Origin of the sequence: Herbaspirillum sp. C7C8, assembly GCF_022627875.1 — a bacterium.
GTDB lineage: Bacteria > Pseudomonadota > Gammaproteobacteria > Burkholderiales > Burkholderiaceae_D > Herbaspirillum.
In genome coordinates this window covers 447,353-473,441 of sequence record NZ_JABXGG010000002.1, presented here as the reverse complement: position 1 = coordinate 473,441, position 26,089 = coordinate 447,353, and the positions used below count along the sequence as shown (strand labels likewise).

At 60.5% G+C, this 26,089-nt stretch carries 25 protein-coding genes and 2 tRNA genes; 4 read left to right on the top strand and 23 right to left on the bottom strand.

The features are described from left to right. Both HWE01_RS04455 and HWE01_RS04450 read left to right on the top strand, forming a co-directional pair. Positions 1-76: transfer RNA gene (locus tag HWE01_RS04455), tRNA-Lys, on the top strand. A gap of 71 nt (positions 77-147) precedes the next feature. After that, positions 148-223, top strand: a tRNA-Lys gene (locus tag HWE01_RS04450). A gap of 127 nt (positions 224-350) precedes the next feature. On the opposite strand, the gene HWE01_RS04445 is transcribed toward HWE01_RS04450, so the two are convergent. After that, positions 351-830 carry a helix-turn-helix domain-containing protein gene (locus HWE01_RS04445; RefSeq protein WP_237713525.1) on the bottom strand — a complete coding sequence of 160 codons (480 nt, stop codon included), beginning with the start codon at positions 828-830 and terminating at the stop codon, positions 351-353. Between the two features lie 80 nt (positions 831-910). Between HWE01_RS04445 and HWE01_RS04440 the strand changes: the two genes are divergently transcribed. Then, positions 911-1,105, top strand: a complete 195-nt coding sequence (locus tag HWE01_RS04440; RefSeq protein ID WP_034350158.1) for a hypothetical protein — start codon at positions 911-913, stop codon at positions 1,103-1,105. Between the two features lie 57 nt (positions 1,106-1,162). Here HWE01_RS04440 and HWE01_RS04435 read toward each other — a convergent pair whose 3' ends face one another. The 6 genes from HWE01_RS04435 to HWE01_RS04410 form a co-directional block, all read right to left on the bottom strand. Continuing rightward, complete coding sequence (locus HWE01_RS04435) at positions 1,163-1,969, bottom strand: alpha/beta fold hydrolase (RefSeq protein WP_241821168.1); 807 nt, start codon at positions 1,967-1,969, stop codon at positions 1,163-1,165. A gap of 234 nt (positions 1,970-2,203) precedes the next feature. After that, positions 2,204-2,932 (bottom strand): ABC transporter ATP-binding protein, encoded by a 729-nt coding sequence (locus tag HWE01_RS04430; protein ID WP_008327689.1) that lies wholly within the window; start codon positions 2,930-2,932, stop codon positions 2,204-2,206. Positions 2,933-2,934: 2 nt separating this feature from the next. Next, a complete protein-coding gene (locus tag HWE01_RS04425) occupies positions 2,935-4,902 on the bottom strand; it encodes a branched-chain amino acid ABC transporter ATP-binding protein/permease (protein WP_241821167.1) in 1,968 nt (655 codons plus the stop codon). A gap of 4 nt (positions 4,903-4,906) precedes the next feature. Next, positions 4,907-5,797 (bottom strand): branched-chain amino acid ABC transporter permease, encoded by an 891-nt coding sequence (locus HWE01_RS04420; RefSeq protein WP_241821166.1) that lies wholly within the window; start codon positions 5,795-5,797, stop codon positions 4,907-4,909. A 171-nt stretch (positions 5,798-5,968) separates the two neighbouring features. Then, positions 5,969-7,120 carry an ABC transporter substrate-binding protein gene (locus tag HWE01_RS04415; protein WP_008327686.1) on the bottom strand — a complete coding sequence of 384 codons (1,152 nt, stop codon included), beginning with the start codon at positions 7,118-7,120 and terminating at the stop codon, positions 5,969-5,971. A 158-nt stretch (positions 7,121-7,278) separates the two neighbouring features. Beyond that, entirely contained in the window at positions 7,279-7,704 is a 426-nt protein-coding gene (locus HWE01_RS04410; protein WP_241821165.1) for an acyl-CoA thioesterase, read from the bottom strand. A gap of 442 nt (positions 7,705-8,146) precedes the next feature. Between HWE01_RS04410 and HWE01_RS04405 the strand changes: the two genes are divergently transcribed. After that, complete coding sequence (locus HWE01_RS04405) at positions 8,147-9,823, top strand: electron transfer flavoprotein-ubiquinone oxidoreductase (protein WP_241821164.1); 1,677 nt, start codon at positions 8,147-8,149, stop codon at positions 9,821-9,823. 77 nt (positions 9,824-9,900) lie between these two features. On the opposite strand, the gene HWE01_RS04400 is transcribed toward HWE01_RS04405, so the two are convergent. The 16 genes from HWE01_RS04400 to HWE01_RS04325 form a co-directional block, all read right to left on the bottom strand. Then, positions 9,901-10,476, bottom strand: a complete 576-nt coding sequence (locus tag HWE01_RS04400; RefSeq protein ID WP_241821163.1) for an NUDIX domain-containing protein — start codon at positions 10,474-10,476, stop codon at positions 9,901-9,903. 109 nt (positions 10,477-10,585) lie between these two features. After that, positions 10,586-10,900, bottom strand: a complete 315-nt coding sequence (locus HWE01_RS04395; protein WP_175343245.1) for a DUF2818 family protein — start codon at positions 10,898-10,900, stop codon at positions 10,586-10,588. Between the two features lie 12 nt (positions 10,901-10,912). Next, positions 10,913-12,421 carry an NADH-quinone oxidoreductase subunit NuoN gene (nuoN, locus tag HWE01_RS04390; protein WP_034350156.1) on the bottom strand — a complete coding sequence of 503 codons (1,509 nt, stop codon included), beginning with the start codon at positions 12,419-12,421 and terminating at the stop codon, positions 10,913-10,915. Between the two features lie 159 nt (positions 12,422-12,580). Further along, positions 12,581-14,071, bottom strand: coding sequence for an NADH-quinone oxidoreductase subunit M (locus tag HWE01_RS04385; protein WP_008327677.1), 1,491 nt, complete (start codon positions 14,069-14,071; stop codon positions 12,581-12,583). A gap of 22 nt (positions 14,072-14,093) precedes the next feature. Then, a complete protein-coding gene (gene nuoL, locus HWE01_RS04380; protein WP_008327675.1) occupies positions 14,094-16,184 on the bottom strand; it encodes an NADH-quinone oxidoreductase subunit L in 2,091 nt (696 codons plus the stop codon). 114 nt (positions 16,185-16,298) lie between these two features. Beyond that, a complete protein-coding gene (nuoK, locus tag HWE01_RS04375; protein WP_006712949.1) occupies positions 16,299-16,607 on the bottom strand; it encodes an NADH-quinone oxidoreductase subunit NuoK in 309 nt (102 codons plus the stop codon). An 18-nt stretch (positions 16,608-16,625) separates the two neighbouring features. After that, a complete protein-coding gene (locus HWE01_RS04370; RefSeq protein WP_034350155.1) occupies positions 16,626-17,288 on the bottom strand; it encodes an NADH-quinone oxidoreductase subunit J in 663 nt (220 codons plus the stop codon). A 140-nt stretch (positions 17,289-17,428) separates the two neighbouring features. After that, positions 17,429-17,917, bottom strand: a complete 489-nt coding sequence (nuoI, locus tag HWE01_RS04365) for an NADH-quinone oxidoreductase subunit NuoI (RefSeq protein ID WP_008327661.1) — start codon at positions 17,915-17,917, stop codon at positions 17,429-17,431. A 21-nt stretch (positions 17,918-17,938) separates the two neighbouring features. Beyond that, positions 17,939-19,009, bottom strand: coding sequence for an NADH-quinone oxidoreductase subunit NuoH (gene nuoH, locus HWE01_RS04360; protein WP_008327660.1), 1,071 nt, complete (start codon positions 19,007-19,009; stop codon positions 17,939-17,941). Positions 19,010-19,011: 2 nt separating this feature from the next. After that, positions 19,012-21,339, bottom strand: coding sequence for an NADH-quinone oxidoreductase subunit NuoG (gene nuoG, locus HWE01_RS04355; protein WP_241821162.1), 2,328 nt, complete (start codon positions 21,337-21,339; stop codon positions 19,012-19,014). 83 nt (positions 21,340-21,422) lie between these two features. Beyond that, complete coding sequence (gene nuoF / locus HWE01_RS04350; RefSeq protein ID WP_008327658.1) at positions 21,423-22,718, bottom strand: NADH-quinone oxidoreductase subunit NuoF; 1,296 nt, start codon at positions 22,716-22,718, stop codon at positions 21,423-21,425. After that, a complete protein-coding gene (nuoE, locus tag HWE01_RS04345; protein ID WP_006712943.1) occupies positions 22,715-23,206 on the bottom strand; it encodes an NADH-quinone oxidoreductase subunit NuoE in 492 nt (163 codons plus the stop codon). Before nuoE ends, nuoF begins: the two co-directional genes overlap by 4 nt. 88 nt (positions 23,207-23,294) lie before the next feature. After that, positions 23,295-24,548, bottom strand: coding sequence for an NADH-quinone oxidoreductase subunit D (locus HWE01_RS04340; RefSeq protein ID WP_241821161.1), 1,254 nt, complete (start codon positions 24,546-24,548; stop codon positions 23,295-23,297). Continuing rightward, positions 24,548-25,144, bottom strand: coding sequence for an NADH-quinone oxidoreductase subunit C (locus tag HWE01_RS04335; protein ID WP_034330585.1), 597 nt, complete (start codon positions 25,142-25,144; stop codon positions 24,548-24,550). The genes HWE01_RS04340 and HWE01_RS04335 overlap by 1 nt, the downstream gene beginning before the upstream one ends. 9 nt (positions 25,145-25,153) lie before the next feature. Beyond that, positions 25,154-25,630 carry a NuoB/complex I 20 kDa subunit family protein gene (locus HWE01_RS04330; RefSeq protein WP_006712940.1) on the bottom strand — a complete coding sequence of 159 codons (477 nt, stop codon included), beginning with the start codon at positions 25,628-25,630 and terminating at the stop codon, positions 25,154-25,156. A 3-nt stretch (positions 25,631-25,633) separates the two neighbouring features. Next, the gene (locus tag HWE01_RS04325) at positions 25,634-25,993 is read right to left on the bottom strand and encodes an NADH-quinone oxidoreductase subunit A (protein WP_006712939.1); all 360 of its coding nucleotides are present in this window, start codon (positions 25,991-25,993) and stop codon (positions 25,634-25,636) included. Positions 25,994-26,089: the final 96 nt, after the last annotated feature.

Genomic DNA, 26,089 nt, shown 5'->3' with positions numbered 1-26,089 from the left:
GGGGCGTTAGCTCAGCTGGTAGAGCAGCGGACTCTTAATCCGTAGGTCCACAGTTCGAATCTGTGACGCCCCACCAAAATTTCAAAGGCCTCTTGCACCGAGGCCTTTTTCACTTCCCGGTCGACCTGATGATTTCAGGCGCACCACGGGGCGTTAGCTCAGCTGGTAGAGCAGCGGACTCTTAATCCGTAGGTCCACAGTTCGAATCTGTGACGCCCCACCAACAACAAAAAGCACCACGAGCAATCGTGGTGCTTTTTTTGTTTCTGTGGACTGGTTGAATGTGGACCGCGGCCCCTCGCGATCACCGTTGCGACGACAATCTTGCCCCCTCCCTGCTGCTGAACGTCTTATTTATCGCCAGGCCACTGCCGCATGCGCCCGGTATGGTCAGCAGACCCTGCCTCCGGCGAATCAGCCCCCTCCACCACGGGCTGTGCGACGGTCACCTTGCGTTGTCGTCCGGGCCGGATACGTCGGGTCTCGGTCGCCGTCGGGAAATCGCGCTTCTTCTTCCCCTTCGACATCTTCGACAGCCCCGACAAGAGTTGCACCAACGCACTGCGGGTGGTGGCATCCACCGCGCGGTAACAGGACAGCAGTTCACTCTCTTCGGCACTGGGCGTGGCGCCACGCACACCGGTCAGCACATAGGTGATATCGACGCCGATCTCCCCCAGGCCGTGTAGATAGTAGGCGTCCGGTGCGGTTTCACCGATCTCGTACTTGATCTGCGTACGCGCCGTGATCTCGAGCTGGTCGGCTACCGATTTCTGGGTATGACCGCAGCGGCCGCGCTCTTGTGCAAGACGATCACCAAGTATTGTCAAAAATTCAGTTTTATTCGATGACATATGAAAAGGACCTCTCCTAGAATATTGCTTTCAGTCCAACAGCGAGGAGACATCTTATGGCACCCAAGCAACAAAACGAACGCAAGCCCGCAAAAGGGGCGACGCGTCTGGTGAATTTTCGATTAAACGAGGCGGAATTCGAGGAAGCTGACCTCTTGGCGCGACAAACCTACCGTTCCCGCGCACTGTTTGTCCGCACGATGTATTTGTTGGGACTGCAGGCATATCGTCGGCAGCATCCGCTCGACTGAGGGCGCGCGCACTACAACTAGCGGCAAAGTGAAGAATAAAGGGGGTTGCTCACGGGTTCAGTGCAGGCCGTGCAGCAGCAGGAATTCTTTCACCGCCCGCAGCACCTGATCCGTCTGCTCGCGGTGCGGGACATGACCACACTGCGCCAGCACCTGATACTGCCCCTGCCCCGGGAACGCCGATGGCAGGCTTGCCATCATGCGCGGATGCGCCAGACTTCCAAACTCATCCAGATCGCCATGCAGCGCCAGAAGCGGACATGCCAGCCGCGCCAGCATCGGCGCCAGCGACCAGTCGGCAAAGTCCGCCGAGAGCCAGGTGTCAGTCCACGCCGAAAGCACCCAGCGCGCCTGCTGCAGGTCGTTGCCATGATATTTCGCCAGGCGCGCCAGTTGCGCCGGGTCGGCAAAGCTGGCGCGCGCGTCCTCGATGCCCTGCCGGGTCCGATCCTCAACGAAGGCTTGCGCCGATTCGGTGATGACGGCCACCACCCGCCGCGGCCACTGCGCCGCAGCCGACACCGCCATGCCACCCCCCACGCTGTGGCCGAACAAGATGACCTCGTCCACGCCAAAATGGCGCAACACGGCCGCTAGCGACGTGTGCGCTTCAGCAGCAATGAAGTCCAGGGTGAGAGCATCGCTGCGCGCCGTGGACCGGCCGAAACCCGGACGGTCGTAGGCGATCACGGGGTGGCCCGTGTACGCCGCCAGGCGGGCCGGGAAGTCCCGCCACAAGGCGACCGCGCCCAGCGAATCGTGCAACAGCACGATGGGTACGCGCCCGGCCAGCGGCCCGCCCCACAGGCTGGCAAACAAGACCGCGCCCGGCATCTCGACAGTCGTCTGCTCCCCTGCGGACATGCTTGCTCCTCTGACTGCACAGTTTGTACAGCTTGTCTTTCTGCCGGACCGCCCTGTCTGAGAAGGTTCGATGACCAGCACCAATAAAAAGGCGCACCGGGGGGTGCGCCTGAATCAGCCTTCAAGGGGGTATGGCTCCCCCTCAATATACCGGACACGCTATCAGCTTGCGCGACGTGCGAGCCCAAGTATTACGCCAGGCGCATGGCTGATGCTGCCGACAACCGCAGCCGGTCAGTGATGCGCGCCGCCGCCCAGATAGGCGGCCTTGACCGCCGGGTCGTTCTGCAGCTTGTCGGCGGGTCCGTGAACGGAGATCTTGCCATTCTCCAACACATAGCCGTAGTCCGCAACATTGAGTGCGGCCGCCGCGAACTGCTCCACCAGCAGCATGGTCACGCCCTGCTCCTTGAGCCGCGAAATGATGCGAAACACCTCGTCCACCAGGATCGGCGCCAGCCCCATCGAGGGCTCGTCCAGCAGGATGACCTCCGGATTCAACATCACAGCGCGTGCCATGGCCAGCATCTGCTGCTCGCCGCCAGAGAGCGTGCCGGCCAGCTGGGTCTGCCTTTCCTTCAGGCGCGGGAACAGCTCCAGCGCCCGCTCGAGGTCATGCGCGATATCGCCCTTGGGACGCGCGCGCGTGAAGCGCGGGAAGGCGCCCAGCAGCAGGTTGTCGGTCACGCTCATGGTGGCGAAGACGCGCCGGCCCTCCGGCGAGTGCGCCAGCCCGTAGCGGGCAATGCGGTGCGAATCCAGCCCGGTGATGTTCTTGCCGCCGAGCGTGACTTCCCCGCCCTTAGGTTTGATCATGCCGGAGATGGCGCGCATGGTCGTGGTCTTGCCGGCGCCGTTGGAACCGATCAGGGTGACTACCTTGCCCTTGGGGACGTCCATCGAGATGCCATGCAGCACCTCGACCTTGCCGTAAGCGGCGTGCAAATTGGAAATGGTCAGCATGTTCAGGCTCCCGCGGGGCTGGATGTGTTGTCGTGGGCATCGCCTGCGCCACTGCCGAGGTAGGCTTCGATGACCTTGGGGTCGGCCTGGACCTGGGCCGGCTTGCCTTCGGCGATCTTCTGGCCGAAGTCGAGCACGGTGACGGTATCGCAGATCGACATGACCACGTCCATGTGGTGTTCGATCAGGATGATGGTGATGCCGGCTTCGCGGATCTTGCGGATGATGGCGACGAGCTCCTTGATGTCCGGGGCGGTCAAGCCTGCGGCCGGTTCATCCAGCAGCAGCAGACTGGGGTTCAGGCCCAGTGCGCGGCCGATCTCCAGCAGGCGCTGCTTGCCGTAAGGCAGGTTGCGCGCCTCTTCATTGGCCAGGTCGGCCAACCCCACGAACTCCAGGATGGCAGCAGCCCGTTCGCGTGCGGCCTGTTCTTCACGGGCGTAACGCGGGGTGTTGACCATGACGTCAACGACGTTGCTGTTGAAGGTGTGATGCAGACCCACCAGAACGTTTTCGGTCGCAGTCATTTCACCGAAGAGTTGCACGTTCTGGAAAGTCCGTGCCACGCCACCCAGGGCGATGGCCGAGGGCGCACTGCCGGAAATCGGGCGGCCATCGTATTCCACCACACCATCGGTGGGACGATAGATGCCGGTCAAGACGTTCATCATGGTGCTCTTGCCGGAACCGTTGGGACCGATCAAGCCGTGCACACTCCCCTTGCGCACATCCAGATCCACGCGGTTCAAGGCTTTGAGGCCACCGAACTGCATCAGGATCTGGTTCACCTTCAGCAGCGTGGCGCCTGCTTCCTCCACCGAGTCGGTGGTGATGACGGCACGCTCCTTGTCACCGGCGAGCTGCTGCGCCACGGGCATGTGCTTGCTCCACATGCGACCGAAGAGGTTGCGCACGAAGCCAACGATGCCATCCTGCAGGTAATACACCACGAACAGCGTCATCAGACCGAAGATGGTCAGACGCCAGTCGGTGATGTTTTCCAGCTTGTACGAGAAGGCCGCCATGGCGATGGTCGCCACCACCGGCACGGCCACGCCGCGAACGGTGGCGGTCTTTTTCGACAGTTGCACGGCCGCACCGCCCACCACGATCACGGCCAGCGCGGTGGCGATCTGACGGAACAGGGCAATGTCGGACAGCAGGCTGGGCAGCATCACCACGATCATCGCGCCGATCAGCGAGCCGATACGCGACTTGCGCCCGCCCATGATCACCGCCAGCAGGAACAGGATCGTCAGCTCGAAGTTGTAGGTATTGGGCGAGATGTACTCTTCCGAATACGCATACAGGGCGCCTGACAGACCGGCCAGCGCGGCGCTGATGATGAAGGCATACACCTTGTAGCGATACACCGACACGCCCATGCAGTCCGAGGCGATGGGACTGTCGCGCAGCGCCTGGAAGGCGCGGCCCAGGTTGGACTTGAGGATGCGATGCACCACCAGCATGGAGATCACCATCAGGATCGCCACCAGGTAGAAGAACTGCACTTCATCCATCTTCTCGCCGCCCAGCATGGGCTTGTGCAGCTTGATGCCCATCGGACCTTCGGTGAGGAAGGTCATCTCGTTGATCAGGATCTGGATGATGGTGCCGAAGGCCAGTGTCACCATGGCCAGATAAGGACCGGTCACACGCAGTGCAGGCAGCGCCAGGATGGCACCGAACACGGCGGTCACGGCAATGGCCGCCGGCACCGTCACGAAGATCGGCATGCCCAGCTTGAAGAACAGCACGCCGGCCGCATAGGAGCCGATACCGAAGAGGCCCGCATGACCCAGCGAGACCTGGCCGGTATAACCGACCACGATGTCCAGCCCGAACAGCAGGATGGCGTAAATGAGGATGGTTTCGATCAGGTGCAGGTAATACGGATTGTGCACCACCATGGGAATGCCGCCCAACGCGACAATGCCCAGCAAGGACAGCAGCAGGATTTTCTTGTTCATGGCATCAGACCTTCTTGATCGCAGTTTTGCCGAACAGGCCTGCAGGTTTCACCGCCAGGACCAGCAGCAGCAGCAGCAGTCCCGGGACTTCCTTGTAGCCGGTGGAGATGTAGAAGCCGGTCAAGGTCTCGGCCACGCCCAGAATCAGGCCACCGACAATGGCGCCCATGCCCGAGGTCAGGCCACCGATGATGGCGACCGCAAAGGCCTTCAGGCCCAGTGCCGCGCCCATGGTGGCACCCGTCAGCGTCAGCGGAGCCACCAGTACGCCGGCGAAGGCGGCAGTGGCGGAAGACAGGGCATATGAAAAAGTGATCACCATGCTGGTATTGATGCCCATCAGCCCGGCCGCATCGCGGTCATTGGAGGTGGCCACCACGGCCTTGCCGTAGATCGACTTGCGGTTGAACAATTCGACCGCCGCCATCATCAGCAGGGCGCCGATCACCACCAGCACCTGCATGGGCTGCACGTTGGCGCCCAGGACCTGGAAAGGCTTGTCGGAAATCGGTGACGGGAACGGCAGATCGTCCTTGCCCCAGATGTTTTCGGCGACATTCTTGAAGATGATGGCCAGCGCGATGGTGGACATGATCCAGCCGAATTCGGACTTGATCTTGATGGCCGGCCGCACGCCGATCCATTCGACGAACATGCCCTGCAGGGCACCGAATACCAGCACGATGGGGATCATCAGCCAGTAGTTGAGATAAGGCCCGCCGTGAATGTTGCCAACCACGGAGAGTCCGACCAGCGCGCCCAGCATCAGGGCTTCACCCTGGCCGAAGTTGAGCGTGCCGGACGTGGCAAAGGTCAATTGGTAACCGAAGGCGATCACGGCGTAAATCATGCCGAGCGCGATCCCGGAGAAGACCAGTTGTAAGAGGATGTCCATTGTGATTTCCAAGAAGCGGCTACCGCCGGGTGGCGGCGTAGAGCTGCAACGACCCTGCGGCAGCCGTGACCGGCACCGTTAAAAGATCGTCAACAGATCGTGTAAAAAAGGCCAGCCCCCGGATCGCAAGGACTGGCCTCTTCGACTACTGTGCGTGAAGCGAGTCGATTCTTATTTGCCGAGGATGACGCGGCCGTTCTTGACCTCGCCCATCACGACCATGGAAGGCTTGATGGCTTCGTGATCGGTGTGGGTGAACGGCTTGTCATAGGTGGTGACCACGCCTTCGACCTTGGTGTTGAGGTTTTCCAGCGCAGCGCGGACCTTGTCGCCATCGGTGCTGCCAGCCTGCTTGATGGCAGCGGCCAGCAGCAGGACGGAGTCGTAGCCTTGGGCAGCCGAGACGGCCGAGGGCATGCGGTCAACCTTGTAGGCCTTCTGGTAGGCCTCGATGAAGGCCTTGCGCTTGGGGGTGCTGCCGTCCTGGATGAAGGTCTGCGGCATGCGGGCGCCATTGCCGTTCTTGCCGGAGTTGTCGATGAAGTTGCCCATCGACAGCGGCCAGCTGCCGATGATGGGCACGTGCCAGTTCAGCTTTTCCATGCCGTTGGCGATCTGAGCCAGTTCCGGGCCGATGCCGTAGGTCAGCACGGCCTGGGCACCACCTTGCTTGGACTTGAGCAGCTGAGCCGTCATGTCCACGTCCTTGATGTTGTACTTCTCCACGGCCACCGGAGTGATCTTCTTTTCGGCGAGCACCTTTTCCAGGTCTTCGCGACCGAGCTGGCCGTAGTTGGTGGAGTCGGCCAGGATGGCAACCTTGGTGAACTTCTGCTTGTCGACCGCTTCGTCAGCGATCATCTTGGCCTGGATCTTGTCAGCGGCCGAGGTGCGGAAGATGTAGTTGTCCTTATCCTTCTCGAACTGCTTGGTAATCACGGTGCCGGTGGCCACGTTGTTGATCACCGGAATCTTGGCTTCCTGGTAGAAGCGCTGCGAGGCCAGGGCCACGCCGGTGTTGATGAAGCCGACGGTGGCGACCACCTTTTCCTTGTTGATCAGTTCCTGTGCGATCTGCACGCCGCGTTCGTTCTTGGCTTCGTCATCGCGCTCGACCAGCTGGATCTGGCGCCCCAGCAGGCCGCCTGCAGCGTTGATCTCGGCCACGGCCAGCTTGACGCCGTCACGCATGGACACGCCCATCGGGGCAGAGCCGCCGGTATAGGGGCCGGAAACGCCGATCTTGATCGGATCGGCCGCCTGCGAAGTCAGGGCCAGGCTCATCAGGGCCGCGGCAACAAAGGTTTGGGTCTTGTAGCTCATGTCATCCTCCAGAATGTAATTGTTGGCTAGCACGCAAGCGAGCGTAGCGCTTTTGAAAATCGCTCCGTGTGAACGAATTCTCCGCTCTCCCTTCGCTCTGCGGCGAATCCTTGCGGGAGTGTCGGGGCCGATTCTGTCCCAGTTTCCTTGCGCCAAACTTACAAGCTTGTCAGGAGCTGTCGCAGCTGGTCAGGCAGTGCAGTGGATTTCTCTTTCTTGAAATCGACCCAGACGATTTTTGCAGCACCGTCAGCATAAATGATCTGCTCATCGGCGGCGTCGCGGATGATATACGTAGTTTCCACACTCGTGCGTCCCAGATGACCTGCGCCCATCTCCACGACGATGCTGGCGGGATACTTCATCTGGCGCCGGAAATTGCAGTGGGCGTTGACGATCACCGGTCCTTGCTCGCCCGCAATGGTGGGCCCGAAGACCTCGTCCAGCCACTCGATGCGACACTGCTCCATGAAGCGGAAATAGAGGGTGTTGTTGACGTGGCCGAAGGCATCCATGTCGCCCCAGCGGATGCGTTGCTGCGAGACATACAAGGGCTTCGTTGCGGCGGCTTCGTGACTGCTCATCGTGGGTCCTTTCCCGGTTTGATTCATCAATGAATGTAATTTTTTTCATGCGCGACATGCCGGAGCTGTCGCATTTACGACGCAGTGGCATCCCTCATCACCGCGCGTTTTCTGCGTCATTACGGAGTCATGCACTCGCTAACGGCCGGGCATTCACCTGATGCAAGCTGGCAATGACGGATCAACTCGATCCAATCAGGCATGAGCCCGGTCGGAAAAATCCCATAAAATACGGCACCTGCGGAAAACCCTCCGGATCGGTCTCTGCTGAAGGCTGCTGCCGACACGGGACGCCGTTTGCGTGCATTGTTTCAGACATGAACGCCAGAAGCTGAATAAAAATGGCGGCGAAATCGCCATTCCCTCTAGCGTTCCTTCGAAAAATACTTAACAATAGCACGATCGTTCGAAAAACAGGCAGTTCACATAACACGGGACACCCATGACTTCTTCTCAAGACTTGCTCGCACAATACGGCCCTCGCGAATCGATGGAATATGACGTGGTCATCGTCGGCGGCGGCCCTGCTGGCCTGTCGGCGGCGATTCGCCTCAAGCAGCTGGCTGCGCAACAGAACCGGGAAGTGTCGGTCTGCGTGCTGGAAAAAGGCAGCGAAGTCGGCGCCCACATCCTCTCCGGCGCGGTAATGGACCCGCGCGCGCTGACCGAGCTGATTCCGGACTGGAAGGAGCAAGGTGCGCCCCTGAATACGCCGGTCAGCGAGGACCGCTTCCTGTTCCTCTCCGAGACCAAGGCCTACAAGACCCCGAACTGGTTGCTGCCGACCTGTTTCCAGAACCATGGCAACTACGTCATCTCGCTGTCCAATGTCACCCGCTGGCTGGGCCAGCAGGCCGAGGCACTGGGTGTGGAGATCTTCCCCGGCTTCCCGGCCGCCGAGGTGCTGTATCACGAGGATGGTTCGGTCAAGGGCGTGGCCACCGGCAACATGGGCATCAACAAGGAAGGCGAACCGACCGGTGATTTCCAGCTGGGCATGGAACTGCATGCGAAATACACCTTCTTCGCCGAAGGTGCGCGCGGCCACCTGGGCAAGCAGCTCATCGCCAGGTACAAGCTCGATGCCGGCCGTGATCCGCAGACCTATGCCATCGGCATCAAGGAACTGTGGGAGGTGAAGCCCGAAGTGCACCAGCCCGGACTGGTGGTTCACACCGCCGGCTGGCCGCTGGCCAATGACACCTACGGCGGTTCCTTCCTGTATCACCTGGAGAACAACCAGGTCGCCGTCGGTTACGTCGTGGGACTTGCCTACCAGAATCCGTATCTCTCGCCGTTCGAGGAATTCCAGCGCTACAAGACGCATCCGGAGATCCGCAAGTTCTTCGAAGGCGGCAAGCGCATCTCCTATGGCGCGCGTGCCATTACTGCGGGTGGCGTGCAATCGCTGCCCAAGCTGGTCTTCCCTGGCGGTGCCTTGCTGGGTTGCGATGCGGGCTTCCTCAATGCCTCGCGCATCAAGGGCAGCCATGCCGCGATCAAGAGCGGCATGCTGGCCGCAGACGCCGCCTTCACGGCGCTGGGCGAGAATCGCCAGTCCGACGAGCTGGCGGCTTACCCGGCAGCCTTCGAGGCTTCCTGGCTGAAGGAAGAACTGCACAAGGCGCGCAACTTCAAGCCCTCGATGAGCAAGGGCCTGATCACCGGCACCCTGCTGGTCGGTATCGACCAGGTGCTCTTCGCTGGCAAGGCGCCATGGACCCTGCGCCATACCCACGCCGACCACGAATGCCTGCGCCCGGCTTCGGACTTCGCACCGATCGCCTATCCGAAGCCGGACGGCAAGCTGACCTTCGACCGCCTGTCTTCAGTCTTCATCTCCAATACCAACCACGGTGAAGACCAGCCCGCGCACCTGACGCTGAAGGACAAGAACGTTCCGGTGCAAGTGAACCTGGCCAAGTACGCGGGCCCGGAATCGCGCTATTGCCCGGCAGGTGTCTATGAATTCGTGAAGAACGAGGACAATTCCGACCGCCTGCAGATCAATGCGCAGAACTGTGTGCACTGCAAGACCTGCGACATCAAGGATCCGACACAGAATATCGTCTGGGTGACGCCGGAAGGCGGCGGCGGGCCGAACTACTCGGGCATGTAAGATATCCTGCCCCGCCGCGAAAAACAAAAGCCGCCTCCGTCACGGGATGCGGCTTTTTCATTGGACCAGCCCTGCTCTCAGACGCCTGCCGGACGCTCCGGCGGTGTCCAGCTGCCGTTGACGATCTTCTCCAGCCAGAAGATTCCGATCACGGTCTTCACATCGGTAATCTGGCCATTGCGCACCTGTTCCAGCAGCTCGGCCAGCGGCGCCTTGTAGATGTCGAGGAATTCACCCTCGTCCAGTTCACGCTCCCCTTCGCTCAGGCCGCGCGCCAGGTACAGCACCAGATGTTCATCCGAATAGGCGATGGCGTTGTGGATGGTGCAGACATATTGCCATTCGGTCGCGGTATACCCTGTTTCTTCCTTCAGTTCACGCTTGGCGCAGTCCAGAGTATCTTCGCCCGGGTCGATCTTCCCGGCCGGAAATTCGATGAAGACGCGGTCCAGCGGGTAGCGGAACTGCCGTTCCATCAGCACACGACCATCATCGAACAGCGGCAACACCGTTACTGCACCAGGGTGCTTGATATATTCACGCGTGGATTGCTTGCCATCGGGGAGCACGATGGTGTCCTTCTGGACCTTCAGGAAATGGCCGTCGTAGACCTGGCGAGTGTCTTTCTGCGTCTCTTTGAGATGAGCGTCCATGATGTGAGCGAGGGAGTGGAGTTGAAGAGGAAGAACGACTGGCCGCCGCGCGGGGACAGACACCAGAAAAAAGGCGCCAGTCACTGACCGGCGCCTCTTGCAGAGCGTTTCAGGCGTGCTGCTTGCGCAGATAGCGCATCACGTAGCCCGGATAGGCCAGTACCAGGAAAAGACAAGCAGTGACGGCATAGAATTCCCAGCCCTGCGAAAAGACGTTGCCGATGCCGCCTTCGAGCAGATGCGCGACCACGCCGACGACGAAATACAGCACCAGCAGTTCCACCAGGCGCAGCCAGATCGGCTTGACCCAGGCCGCCTCCTTCTTCAAGGGAATCAGGCCAAAGAGTTGCTGGTTGAAGAAAGGCAAATTGGCCGCCAGGGCGGCCAACAGGATCACGATCCAGCTGAACAGGGAAACGTTCATTTCCCTGCCTCCTTACGCCACGACCTTGCTGAGGAAGGTCGCCAGGGTGCTGACGATGGCATTGGTGCAAGCATCCATCAGATGTCCCGGCCACAGGCCGATGGCCAGGGCAGCAATGCCGTTCAGGCTCAACACGACGCGCATTTCCGGCGTGGCGACGATCTTGCTGGTATCGGTGGGCTCATCAAAGTACATCACCTTGACCACGCGGATGTAATAGAAAGCACCGATGAGCGAGAAGATCACGGCCAGCACCGGCAGCCAGATCTGCCCCGTAGCCATGGCGGCCTGCAACACCGAGAGCTTGGCATAGAAGCCCACCAGCGGCGGAATACCGGCCAGCGAGAACATCATGATCATCATCACGGCCGCAAACCAGGGGCTACGCTGGTTCAGACCCTTGAAGTCCTCCAGGGTATCGGCTTCGAAGCCAGAACGCGACAGCAGGATGATGACGCCGAAGGAACCCAGGGTGGTGATCACGTAGGTCACCGCATAGAACAGCGAAGAACTGTAGGCGTTGACGGCCGAGAACAGGTTGCCATCGACCACGCCCGACATCATGCCCAGCAGCATGAAGCCCATGTGCGAGATGGTCGAGTAGGCCAGCATGCGCTTGATGTTGGTCTGTGCGATGGCGGTCACGTTGCCCAGGATGATGGACAGCACGGCCAGCACCATCAGCATCTGCTGCCAGTCCACGGCCAGCGGCAGCATGCCTTCGACCAGCAGACGGAAGGTGATGGCAAAGGTCGCCAGCTTCGGAGCGGCACCCAGCAGCAGGGTCACCGGAGTGGGCGAGCCTTGGTAGACGTCAGGCACCCACATGTGGAAGGGCACGGCACCCAGCTTGAAGGCCAGGCCAGCCACCACGAACACGATGCCGAACACCAGCGGGGTACGGTCCACGGTACCGGAGACGATGGCGCGGAAGACCTCGTTCAATTCCAGCGCACCGCCGGTCGCGCCGTACAGCATGGACATGCCGTAGAGCAGGAAGCCGGAAGCCAGCGCACCCAGGATGAAGTACTTCATGCCGGCTTCGGTGGAAGCGGCGTGATCACGACGCAGCGCCACCAGGGCATACAGCGACAGCGACATCAGTTCCAGACCAAGATAGATCGACAGGAAGCTGTTGCCGGAAATCATGACCATCTGGCCCAGCAGCGCGAACAGCGCCAGGGCATAGTATTCACCGCCCAACATGCCGCCGGTGATGCCGCGCGCGGTGTTGTACTGGCGCGAGTAGATGAGCGTGACGCCCACCCCCAGGTAGGTGAACAGCTTCAACAGGTTCGACAGCGGATCGGACACGAACATGTTGTTGAACGTGTAGACCGTGGCGCCCGTATTGAGGTCTGCAAAGCTCAGTACCGCACATACCACCAGCGCCGCCAGGGACAGCAGATAGGTGATGACGCGCTTGCTTTCCGGCAGGAACATATCGATCAGCAGGATCGCGGAGGTCGCGATCAGCAGAAATATTTCCGGATAGACAGGGATCAGATTCATGTTATTCATTTAGTTACTACCGCTTGTGTACGCCCGCTTGTGTCGCGACCTTGATCGCGCCGCCCGACCGGCAATGCCACACCGGCTCGTCTCGTTACTCGTTGTTGCCCAGCTTGGTTATCGGCGGGACGCGAGCGCCCCGCCCTTCACTTCTCTAGACTGCGCAGATCAGTTGATCTTGGAGACCGCCACATGCTTCAGCAGGTCGGTCACCGAGGTCTGGATGCTGTCGGTGATGATGCCGGGATAGATACCCATGACCAGGGTAGCGATCGCCAGCAGGCCCAGGATGAGGAATTCGCGGGAATTCACATCCACCAGCTCGGCCACGTGATGGTTGCTCACGGCACCGAAGATGACGCGCTTGGCCAGCCACAGCGAGTACGCCGCGCCCAGGATCAGAGCGGTAGCGGCCAACAGACCAATCCAGAAATTGAACTTCACCGCACCCAGAATCACCATGAATTCGCCAACGAAACCGGAAGTGGCCGGCAGGCCGCAGTTGGCCAGCGAGAACAGGATGAAGAAGAAGGCAAAGCGCGGCATCTTGTTGACCACACCGCCGTACTGGGAAATCTCGCGGGTGTGCATCTGGTCATACAGCACGCCGATACACATGAACATCGCACCGGACACGAAGCCGTGCGAAATCATCTGCACGATACCGCCCTGCAGGGCCATGTCGTTGAACATGAAGAAGCCCAGGGTCACGAAGCCCATGTGGGCGATCGACGAATAGGCGACCAGTTTCTTCATATCCTGTTGGACCAGGGCCACCAAACCGATGTAGATCACGGCCACCAGTGACAGGAAGATCATGAAGCCCGACAGCGCATGGCTGGCGTCCGGCAGGATCGGCAGCGAGAAGCGCAGGAAACCGTAGGCGCCCAGCTTGAGCATGATCGCCGCCAGCACGATGGAGCCACCGGTGGGCGCCTGCACGTGGGCGTCAGGCAACCAGGTGTGCACCGGCCACATCGGCACCTTCACGGCGAAGGCAGCCAGGAAGGCGAAGAACAGGATCTTCTGTTCCAGCATCGACAACGGCACCTGATGCCAGGTCGGAATCTCGAAGCTGCCGCCCGACACGTAGTACAGGTAGATCAGGGCGATGAGCATCAGCAGCGAACCCAGCAGCGTGTACAGGAACAGCTTGAAGGCTGCGTACACGCGGTTGTCGCCACCCCAGACGCCCACGATGATGAACATCGGGATCAGGGTCGCTTCGAAGAAGGCGTAGAACAGCATCGCATCCAGCGAGGAGAACACGCCGATCATGATGCCGGAGAGGATCAGGAAGGCACCCATGTACTGGGCCACGCGCTTCTGGATCACCACCCAGCCGGCCAGCACCACGATGACCGTGATGAAGGCGGTCAGCGGCACGAACCACAGCGAGATGCCGTCCAGGCCCAGGAAGTAGCTGATGCTGAAACGGTCGATCCAGGGCGTCTTTTCGACGAACTGGTAACCGTGCGCCAGCGGATCAAAGTGCTGGATCAGCGGGAAAGTAACGACCAGGCCGACCAGCGAACCGAACAACGCCAGCCAGCGGGTCAGGCCCGGATTGCTGTCGCGGCCCAGTGCCAGGACGAGGATGCCGAAGACGATCGGTACCCAGATCGCGAGGCTCAAGATGGGAAATGTTGACTGCATCATGGTTGTTATTTACTCGGACAGCTTATTTGGCGAACGGGAACGGCATGAACCACACCAGGAAACCCAGCACCCCGATGATCATCACGAACGCATAGTGATAGATGTAACCGGACTGCCAGAGACGCGTGAATTTCGAGAACCAGCCGACAACCTTGGCGCTGCCGTTGACGAACAGGCCGTCGATGATGCCACGGTCGCCCACGGTGGACAGTCCGCTGCCCAGCAGGCGGGCACCGCCGGCGAAGACAACTTCGTTGAACTTGTCCATGTAGTACTTGTTGTCCAGGATGGTGTAGATGATGCTGAACTTTTCCTTGAACCAGGCCGGTACACGCGGGTTGATCATGTAGCAGTAGTACGCCACGACCACACCGGAGATGGCCAGCCACAACGGCGCGCTGGTGAAGGCATGCAGCACCATGGCGACCGGGCCGTGGTATTCGTGCGCCAGCTCTTCCATGACCTTGTGGTTTTCGCCGAAGAAGATCACACCCTTGAAGAAGTCGCCATACAGCATCGGCGAGATCGCGAAGAAACCGACGATGACCGAGGGAATGGCCAGCAGGATCAGCGGCAGTGTCACCACCAGCGGCGACTCGTGCGGCTTCTGACCCGGAGCCAGGCCGTGATGATGGTCGTCGTGACCGTGATCGTCATGGGCATCGTGCGCATGGTCGTCATGCACGCCGTGCGCCGCAGCCGGGGCGTGGTGATCATCATGGCCGTGGGCCTGGCCGAAACGCTCCTTGCCATGGAAGACCATGAAATACATGCGGAAGGAGTAGAAGGCGGTCACGAACACACTGGCCAGCACGGCGAAGTAGGCAAAGCCCGAACCCGGCAGGTGCGACTCGGCCGCGGCTTCGATGATCGAATCCTTGGAATAGAAGCCCGAGAAGAACGGTGTGCCGATCAAGGCCAGCGAACCCAGCAGCGAGGTGATCCAGGTGATGGGCATGTACTTGCGCAGGCCGCCCATGTTGCGCATGTCCTGATCGTGGTGCATGCCGATGATGACCGAGCCGGCACCCAGGAACAGCAGCGCCTTGAAGAAGGCGTGGGTCATCAGGTGGAACACGGCCACCGAGTAGGCCGAGGCACCCAGTGCGACGGTCATGTAACCCAGCTGCGACAGCGTGGAGTATGCGACCACGCGCTTGATGTCGTTCTGCATGGTGCCCAGGAAGCCCATGAACAGCGCCGTGATGGCACCGATCACCAGGATGAAGGACAGCGCGGTGTCGGACAGTTCGAACAGCGGCGACATGCGGGTGACCATGAAGATACCGGCCGTCACCATGGTGGCGGCGTGGATCAGTGCGGAAATCGGGGTCGGGCCTTCCATCGAGTCCGGCAGCCAGACGTGCAGCGGGAACTGCGCAGACTTGCCCATGGCGCCCACGAAGAGGCAGATACACGCCACGGTCAGCAGCATCCAGTCGGTACCCGGCAGGGTCAGCTGGGCCAGCTCGGCGCGCTTGGCGAAGACTTCGGTGTAGTTCATCGAACCGGCGTAAGCCAGCAGCAGGCCAATCCCCAGGATGAAGCCGAAGTCACCGACGCGGTTGACCAGGAAGGCCTTCATGTTGGCCTTGATCGCGGTCGGACGGGTATACCAGAAACCGATCAGCAGATAGGACACCAGGCCCACCGCTTCCCAGCCGAAGAACAGCTGCAGGAAGTTGTTGCTCATGACCAGCATGAGCATGGAGAAGGTGAACAGCGAGATGTAGGAGAAGAAGCGGTTGTAGCCCTCATCTTCAGCCATGTAGCCGATGGTGTAGATGTGCACCATCAAGGAGACGAAGGTCACCACGCACATCATCATCGCGGTCAGGCTGTCGACCATGAAGCCGATCTCCAGCTTCAGGCCTGCCACCGTCATCCAGTTGTACAGCGTACCGTTGTAGGTGGCGCCGTCCAGCACTGCAAGCAGGGTCTGGATGGAGATGATGGCGGCGATCAGCACGCCCAGGATGGTCGCGGTATGCGACACCTTGCGGCCAACCACGTTGCCGAAGAATTTGGTACCCAGCAGACCGGCAATGGCCGAGCCTGCCAGCGGCGCCAGGGGTACAGCAAGAAGAAGATGTGGGTTAAGTTGCCCAGCCATGATGAACCTTATCGCTTATTGGCTGCCCCGCCTGCACCATCTGCTGCAAGGGGGCCTCCCATCTTTAAATGAAATTCAAACCAGAACGCAAAAACGGACGCTGCGGATGCCGACTCAGCCCTTGAGGCTGTCGAGGTCTTCCACGTTGATGGTATCCAGGTTACGGAACAGCACCACCAGAATCGCCAGACCGATGGCGGACTCAGCCGCAGCCACGGTCAGGATGAAGAACACGAAGATCTGTCCGCCCGCGTCACCGAGGTAATGCGAGAAAGCAATGAAGTTCATGTTGACCGCAAGCAGCATCAGTTCGATGGCCATCAACAGAACGATGATGTTCTTGCGGTTCAGGAAAATGCCGACGATCGAGATCGCGAACAGGATCGCGCCGATGATCAGGTAGTGGGAGAGCGTGATTGCCATGATTCTTGTGCGCCCTTCTTAAGATTGTTGACCAGCGGCCGGCTTGTCGGCCGCAGCAGCGGCGCCATCGGCGGGCTGCTCGTTGCGGGTGGATTCGGCCTTCATGCTGACCAGGCGCACACGATCCGATGCCTTGACCTTGACGGCCTGGGCCGGGTCGAAGTACTTGCTGTCCTTGCGCTTGCGCAATGTCAGCGCGACCGCAGCGACGATGGCCACCAGCAGGATCACGGCCGCGATTTCGAAACCGTACACGTATTGGGTGAAGATCAGCTTGCCCAGCGGCTTGGTCTGGCCCAGCGTGTCGGAGGCGGCAGGAACCTGCGACTCGGCGACCCAGAAGCTGTTGAGCAGCACCGCCGCCATTTCCAGCACGATGACCACGCCGATGGTAGCGGCCAGCGGGAAGTAGCCCCAGAAGCCTTCACGCAGCTTGTCCATGTTGATATCGAGCATCATCACCACGAACAGGAACAGCACCATCACCGCACCGACATACACCAGCACCAGCACGATGGCCAGGAACTCGGCCTTGAGCAGCATCCAGAGGCCGGCCGCCGAGAAGAACGACAGCACCAGGAAGAGCGCCGCATGCACCGGGTTGCGGGCCGTGATGACGCGAACGGCGGAGATTACCACCAGCACCGCGAACACGTAGAACAAGACAGTTTTAAATTCCATAATCAACCAGAAGTTGGTTCATTCAATCAGCACGGGCAGCGCAAGCACGCCATCCATCGCAATACATCCAACACATTGCCGCAAGCCCTGCACCACCCTGCCCGGCTGCCCCGCAATACAGGGCCACCCGGCAGCACCGTTCAACGGTAGGCGGCGTCGGCTGCGCGCGCAGCGGCGATTTCGTTTTCGTAACGGTCACCCACTGCCAGCAGCATTTCCTTGGTGTAGTACAGGTCGCCCCGCTTTTCACCGTGGTATTCCAGGATGTGCGTTTCAACGATCGAGTCGACCGGGCAGGACTCTTCGCAGAAACCGCAGAAGATGCACTTGGTCAGGTCGATGTCGTAGCGGCTGGTGCGACGGGTACCGTCTTCACGCTGCTCGGATTCGATGGTGATGGCCATCGCCGGGCAGACCGCTTCACACAGCTTGCAAGCGATGCAGCGTTCTTCACCGTTGGGATAACGGCGCAGCGCGTGCAGGCCGCGGAAACGCGGGGACATCGGCGTCTTTTCCTCGGGGAACTGCACGGTGATCTTGCGCTTGAACAGGTAGCGACCGGTCAGGGCCAGGCCCTTGAACAGTTCGCGGAGCATCAGGCTGCCGAAAAAATCCTTAATAGCTTCCATTTTTAGCCTCAGCCTTCCAACTTATTTCCAGATATTCCAGGGCGACTGGATCCAGATCGCCACGACCACCAGCCACACCAGGGTCAGCGGGATGAACACTTTCCAGCCCAGACGCATGATCTGGTCATAGCGATAGCGCGGGAACGATGCGCGGATCCACACGTACAGCGACAGGAAGAAGAAGGTCTTCAAGCCCAGCCAGATCCAGCCCGGGATGAAGTCCAGCGCTGCCAGCGGTGCCGACCAGCCGCCGAAGAACAGCAGTGCGGTCAGGATCGAAATCAGGATCATCGCGGCGTATTCGGCCAGGAAGAACATCGCGAAGGACATGCCCGAGTATTCGATCATGTGACCGGCCACGATTTCGGATTCGCCTTCCACGACGTCGAACGGGTGACGGTTGGTCTCGGCCACGCCGGAGACGAAGTAGATCACGAAGATCGGCAGCAGCGGCAGCCAGTTCCAGGACAGGAAGTTCAGACCCATGCCGGCGAATTGACCCTTGGTCTGGGCCAGCACGATATCGGTCATGTTCAGACTGCCGGTGACCATCAGTACCACCACCAGGCAGAAGCCCATGGAGATTTCGTAGGACACCATCTGCGCCGAGGCGCGCATGGCCCCCAGGAAGGCGTACTTCGAGTTGGAGGCCCAGCCGGCGATGATGATGCCGTAGACTTCCATCGAGGTAATGGCCATCAGGTACAAGAGGCCCGCGTTGACGTTGGCCAGCACGTGTTCCGGCGAGAACGGCACCACCGCCCAGGCGGCCAGCGCCGGCATGATGGTCATCACCGGGGCCAGGTAGAACAGCGCCTTGTTGGCCTTGGACGGGGTCGAGATTTCCTTGAAGATCAGCTTGACGGCGTCAGCGATGGGCTGCAACAGGCCGGCCGGACCCACACGGTTGGGGCCCAGACGCACGTGCATCCAGCCGATCAGCTTGCGCTCCCAGTAGGTCATGTAGGCCACGCACAGCAGCAGCGGCACCATCACCACCAGGATCTTGACCAGAGTCCACACCAGCGTGAACAGGGTCGGACCCAGCAGGGCCGGTCCCACGTTGTTGATTTGGGCGATCAGGTGATCCATTTTTACGCTTTCTCCACGACGATTGCGCCAAACATGCCGCCCAGTGCAGCGGTGGAGGCGTGCGCAGCAGCGACGCGAACCACGTTTTCCGGCAGTTTCTTATCGATGGCGGCGGTCAGCGCAGCGCTGCCCGAGCCTTGCTTGACCTTGACCTGGTCGCCTTCGGCCACGCCCAGCTTGGCGGCCAGCGCCGCCGAGAGCCATGCCTTGGGCGCCTGGCCGTCGCGGGTTTCCAGCAGCGGCGGCGAACGGCGTGCAATGGCGTCAGCGAAGTAGATGGGTACATCGGCCACACGCTCGACACCAGCGGCCGCAGCTTGCACAGCCTGCGCTTGCACGCTGGCGATGTTGTTCAGGCGGGCCGACAGGTCGGTTTCCTTGCCCAGCAGCTCGTCGCGGATGGATTCGGCGGTTTCGTAGTCGAAGTTTTCCAGTTCCAGCAGGTTGCCCAGCACGCGCAGGACCTTCCAGCCCGGACGCGCATCGCCGGCCGGCTTGACGGTGCCGTTGAAGCTCTGTGCACGGCCTTCGGCATTGACGAAGGTACCGGCAGTTTCGGTGAAGGGCGCGATCGGCAGCAGCACGTCGGCGTAGTCGGCTCCATGCTTGAAAGCGGACATCACCACGACCATCTCGGCCTGGTTCAGAGCACCACGAGCGGCTTGCGGATCGTAGCTGTCCAGTTCCGGCTCGGCGTTCAACAGCAGGTAAGCCTTGCGCGGCTGTGCGAACACGGCAGCGGCGTTGGCACCCTTGCCCGGGGTCGGCACGGCATTGGCCAGGTAGCCACCGACGGCGTTGCCGCCTTCGGTCAGCACGCCCAGCTTGGCACCGGTCTGTTCGGCGATCCACTGCGCGGCTGCATGCAGCTGCGCAGCTTGCGGATGCTGGACGGCGGCATTGCCCAGGAACACGCCACGGCCTTCGCCCGACAGCAGGCTGGCAGCAGTCGCCTTGGCAGCGTCCGATGCCACCACGCCAGCGTAGGCGGCGGGAGCAGCCACGCCCTTGGCTTCCGCCACGGCCACGGCCACTTCGGCCAATGCGGACAGCCATGCCGAGGGAGCGGCGATGATCTTGTTGGCGACCGGCATGAGCAGATCGTCGTCGGTGGCATGCAGGACGCTGAGCTTGGCACCGCTCTTGACCGACTGACGCAGGCGCGCCGACAGCAGCGGATGATCCTTGCGCAGGAAGGAACCGATCACGAAGACGCGGTTCAACTGCGAGAATTCGACGATGGACATGCCCAGCCACGGCTTGATCTGGCCATCCAGACCGAAGTCGGACTGACGCAGACGGAAGTCGACGTTATCCGAACCGACGCCGCGTACCAACTTCTGCAGCAGGCTCAGTTCTTCCAGGGTGGAGTACGGGGTAGCCAGCGCGGCGATGGCGTCGGCACCATGTTCGTGACGGATGTTGCGCAGGCCATGAGCGACGTATTCCAGCGCGGTCTGCCAGTCCACTTCCTGCCACTTGCCATCTTGCTTCAACATCGGCTTGGTCAAACGCTCGGCGCTGTCCAGCGCTTCGTAGGCGAAACGGTCCTTGTCGGAGATCCAGCACTCGTTGACTTCTTCGTTTTCGAAGGGCAGCACGCGCATGACCTTGCCATTCTTGACCTGGACGATCAGGTTGGCGCCAACGCTGTCGTGCGGGCTCACCGACTTGCGGCGCGACAGTTCCCAAGTACGGGCGCTGTAGCGGAACGGCTTGGAGGTCAGCGCACCGACCGGGCACAGGTCGATCATGTTGCCCGACAGTTCGGAGTCCACGGTCTTGCCGACGAAGGTGGTGATCTCGGAATGTTCACCGCGACCCAGCATGCCCAGTTCCATCACGCCGGCCACTTCCTGGCCGAAGCGCACGCAGCGGGTGCAGTGGATGCAGCGGTTCATTTCCTTCATGGAGATCAGCGGACCGACGTCCTTGGGCTCCACGACACGCTTTTCTTCCTGGTAGCGCGAGGAAGAACCACCGTAACCGACGGCCAGATCCTGCAGCTGGCACTCACCGCCCTGGTCGCAGATGGGGCAATCCAGCGGGTGGTTGATCAGGAGGAATTCCATCACGCCCTTCTGGGCCTTGACAGCCTTGTCGCTGGCGGTGCGCACGATCATGCCGTTGTTGACCGGCGTGGCGCAGGCAGGCAGCGGCTTCGGGGCCTTTTCGACCTCGACTAAGCACATGCGGCAGTTGGCCGCGATGGACAGTTTCTTGTGATAGCAGAAGTGAGGGATGTACGTGCCGATCTTGTTGGCAGCGTCCATGACCATGCTGCCTTCTTGCACTTCAACCTTCTTGCCGTCTATTTCAATTTCAACCATGGCTGTTTGCCCAAGCTAAATATTCTTTGCCAACGATACCGGCGGAAGGCTCATCGCATCCCGCGCGGCATCCCCTGCCCTGTTCAGATGTATGCCGGAACCAGGCAGTGTTTGTGCTCGATGTGGTATTCGAACTCTTCGCGGAAATTCTTCACGAACGCGCGCACCGGCATCGCCGCTGCATCACCAAGCGCACAGATGGTGCGCCCCTGGATGTTGTCGGCCACCGAATTGAGCACGTCCAGATCTTCCATCTTGCCGTGACCGTTTTCGATACGCTCCACCATGCGGTACATCCAGCCGGTGCCTTCGCGGCACGGCGTGCACTGGCCGCAGGATTCTTCATAGTAGAAGTAGGACAGGCGCAGCAGCGACTTGACCATGCAGCGCGTCTCGTCCATCACGATCACCGCGCCCGAACCCAGCATCGAGCCGGCCTTGGCGATGGCATCGTAGTCCATGGTGGTGTCCATCATGACGTCGCCACGGATCACCGGTGCAGACGAACCACCCGGGATGACGGCCTTGATCTTCTTGCCACCGCGCATGCCGCCGGCCAGTTCCAGCAAGGTGGAGAACGGCGTGCCCAGCGGGATCTCGTAGTTGCCCGGACGCTCGACGTCGCCCGAGATCGAGAAGATCTTGGTGCCGCCGTTGTTGGGCTTGCCCATCTCGGCGTAGGCCTGCGGGCCCACCTTGAAGATGAAGGGCACGGCCGCGAAGGTCTCGGTATTGTTGATGGTGGTCGGCTTGCCGTACAGACCGAAGCTGGCCGGGAACGGCGGCTTGAAGCGCGGCTGGCCCTTCTTGCCTTCCAGCGACTCCAGCAGCGCGGTTTCCTCGCCGCAGATGTAGGCGCCGTAACCATGGTGCGCATGCAGCTGGAAGCTGAAACCGGTGCCGAGGATGTTGTCACCCAGGAAGCCGGCCGCACGGGCTTCTTCCAGGGCTTCTTCGAAACGCTCGTACTCGGCGAAGATTTCACCGTGGATGTAGTTGTAGCCGACCGTGATGCCCATGGCATAGCCGCCGATGATCATGCCTTCGATCAGCGCGTGCGGATTGTAACGAATGATGTCACGGTCCTTGAAAGTACCCGGCTCACCTTCATCTGTATTGCAGACGAGGTATTTCTGGCCCGGGAACTGGCGCGGCATGAAGCTCCACTTCAGGCCGGTCGGAAAACCCGCACCACCGCGGCCACGCAGGCCCGAGGCCTTGAGGTCGGCGATGACTTGTTCCGGAGTGATCTTCTCGTTGAGGATGCGCTTGAGCGAATCGTAGCCGCCGCGCTTGACGTAATCCTCGAGATGCCAGTTCTCGCCATTCAAGTCGGCGAGGATCAGCGGTTTGATGTGGCGGTCGTGCAGGCAGGTCATTTCTTCAGTTCCTCCAGCAGCGCGTCGATCTTTTCGTTGGACATCCAGCTGCACATTTGATGGTTGTTGACCAGCATGACCGGTGCGTCGCCGCAAGCGCCCATACATTCACCTTCCATCAGCGTGAACTGGCCATCGGCCGTGGTTTCGCGATAATCGATGCCCAGCTTGTGCTTCAGGTGATGGGCGGCGCGCTCGCCACCCGACAGCAGACACGGCAGGTTGGTGCACACGGTGATCTTGTGCTTGCCCACCGGGCTGGTGTTGAACATGTTGTAGAAGGTCGCGACTTCCTGCACGGCCACGGCGGGCATGCCGATGTAGTCGGCAATTTCCTGCTGCAGCTCGGCCGGCAGCCAGCCATGTTCCACCTGGGCGATGCGCAGCGCGGACATGACCGCAGACTGGCGCTGGTCCGCCGGGTATTTCGCGAGTTCGCGATCGATTTTCTTAAGGGCTTCTTGACTTAACAGCATATCGTTGGCCATCCATGCGCATCAGATCTGCGCGGTTATTGGATATTCCCCAAACTTGACGGGCTTCCTGAGAAGCCCGCCTTGACTATTGCTCTTCGACTTATCGGTCGATTTCCCCGAACACGATGTCTTGCGTACCAATGATGGTGACCGCATCGGCAATCATGTGGCCCTTGGCCATTTCGTTCAGGGCTTGCAGGTGGGCAAAGCCCGGGGCACGGATCTTCAGGCGGTACGGCTTGTTGGCACCGTCGGAGACCAGGTAGATACCGAATTCACCCTTGGGGTGCTCGACGGCAGCATACGCCTCGCCGGCAGGCACGCGGAAGCCTTCGGTGAACAGCTTGAAGTGGTGGATCAGGTCTTCCATGTTGGACTTCATGTCCGCACGTTTGGGAGGCGCGATCTTGTGGTTGTCCGTAATGACCGGACCCGGATTGTTGCGCAGCCACTCCACGCACTGCTTGATGATGCGGTTGGACTGGCGCATCTCGGCCACACGGACCAGGTAACGGTCGTAGCAGTCACCGTTCTTGCCCACGGGGATATCGAAGTCCAGCAGGTCATACACTTCATACGGCTGCTTCTTGCGCAAGTCCCAGGCGATGCCCGAACCGCGCAACATGGGGCCGGAGAAGCCCATCTGCAGTGCACGTTCCGGCGAAACCACGCCTACGCCCACCAGACGTTGCTTCCAGATGCGATTGTCGGTCAGCAGGGTTTCGTATTCGTCGACATAGGTCGGGAAACGATTGGTGAAGTCTTCGATGAAGTCCAGCAGCGAGCCCTGACGGTTTTCGTTCAGTTCGCGGATGGCCTTCTCGTTGCGCACGATGGAAGCCTTGTACTGCGGCATGCTGTCCGGCAGGTCGCGATAGACGCCACCCGGACGATAGTAGGCCGCGTGCATGCGGGCACCCGAGACAGCTTCGTAGCAGTCGAACAGGTCTTCGCGTTCACGGAAGGCATACAGCAGCACGCCCATCGCACCCACGTCCAGCGCGTGCGCGCCGATCCACATCAGGTGGTTCAGCAGGCGGGTGATTTCATCGAACATCACGCGGATGTACTGTGCGCGCAGCGGCACTTCCAGACCCAGCAGACGCTCGATGGCCAGCACGTAACCGTGCTCGTTGCTCATCATCGAGACGTAGTCCAGACGATCCATGTAAGGCACGGATTGCAGGAAGGTCTTTTGTTCGGCCAGCTTTTCGGTACCACGGTGCAGCAGACCGATGTGGGGATCGGCGCGCTGGATGACTTCACCGTCCAGCTCCAGCACAAGGCGCAGCACACCGTGCGCGGCCGGGTGCTGGGGACCGAAGTTCAGCGTGTAGTTTTTGATCTCTGCCATTATTTGATCCCGTAGTTTTCTTCACGAATGATGCGCGGCGTGATTTCGCGCGGCTCGATCGTTACGGGTTGATAGATGACGCGTTTCTGTTCGGCGTCGTAACGCATTTCGACGTAGCCGGACACCGGGAAGTCCTTGCGGAACGGGTGGCCGATGAAGCCATAGTCGGTCAGGATGCGGCGCAGGTCGGGGTGGCCGTCGAAGAGGATGCCGTAGAAGTCAAACGCTTCACGCTCATACCAGCCAGCCGAGTTCCAGATCGGATCGACCGAAGCCACGATGGGCAGGTCATCATCCGGCGCGAACACGCGCACGCGCACACGCCAGTTGTGCGAGATCGACATCAGGTGCGACACCACGGCAAAGCGCGGACCATCCCAGGCACCGTCGCCATAGGTGGAGTAGTCCACGCCGCACAGGTCCAGCAATTGCTCGAAACGGGTGTCGGCATGGTCGCGCAGCACGCGCATGGCCGACAGGTAGTCAGCGGCCTTGACCACCACGGTGACTTCACCGAGGGCCACGGTCAGGTTCTGAAGATACCCTCCAAGCGCATTACGCAGGGCGGCTTCGAGAGTTTCCAATTTTGTCGTCATACTGCCCTCTTAGCGCGCGATGGTGTTGGTGCGCTTGATCTTGTTCTGCAGCTGGATAACGCCGTACAGCAGCGCTTCCGCCGTCGGCGGGCAACCCGGCACATACACGTCGACCGGCACGATGCGATCGCAGCCACGCACCACCGAGTACGAATAGTGGTAATAGCCACCGCCATTGGCACAGGAGCCCATGGAGATCACCCAGCGCGGTTCCGGCATCTGGTCGTAGACCTTGCGCAGCGCCGGCGCCATCTTGTTGCACAGGGTACCAGCCACGATCATCAGGTCGGACTGGCGCGGCGACGGACGGAACACCGCACCGAAGCGGTCGAGGTCGTAACGCGAGGCACCGACGTGCATCATTTCAACTGCGCAGCACGCCAGACCGAAGGTCATGGGCCACAGGGATCCGGTACGGGTCCAGTTGATTACCTTATCCAGCGAGGTGGTAACAAACCCCTCATTCAATACGCCTTCAATAGACATGGCTTACTCCCAATCCAGGGCACCCTTTTTCCAGATGTACCAAAATCCGACAACAAATTCAGCGATGAAGACCATCATCGTGACGAAACCTTGCCAGCCCAGCTCACGCATGGACACGCCCCAAGGGAAGAAGAAGGCGGTTTCCAGATCAAACAGGATGAACAGGATGGCGATCAGGTAGTAGCGCACATCGAATTTCATGCGCGCATCTTCGAATGCTTCAAAGCCGCATTCGTAAGGAGAAGTTTTTTGAGCGTCCGGCTTGTGCGGACCAAGAAGACGACCGAGGAGCTGGGGAGCGACACCGACGCCGATGCCAACAAGAATAAACAGGAGGACTGGGAAGTAATTTTCGAGGTTCACGATTGGCCGCTATGCGTTGGTTTATCGATGGGAATGATTCTCAATATCAATCAGAAACTTCCTCGACAAAAAGCCAGCTCAGGCACTAGGACCTTC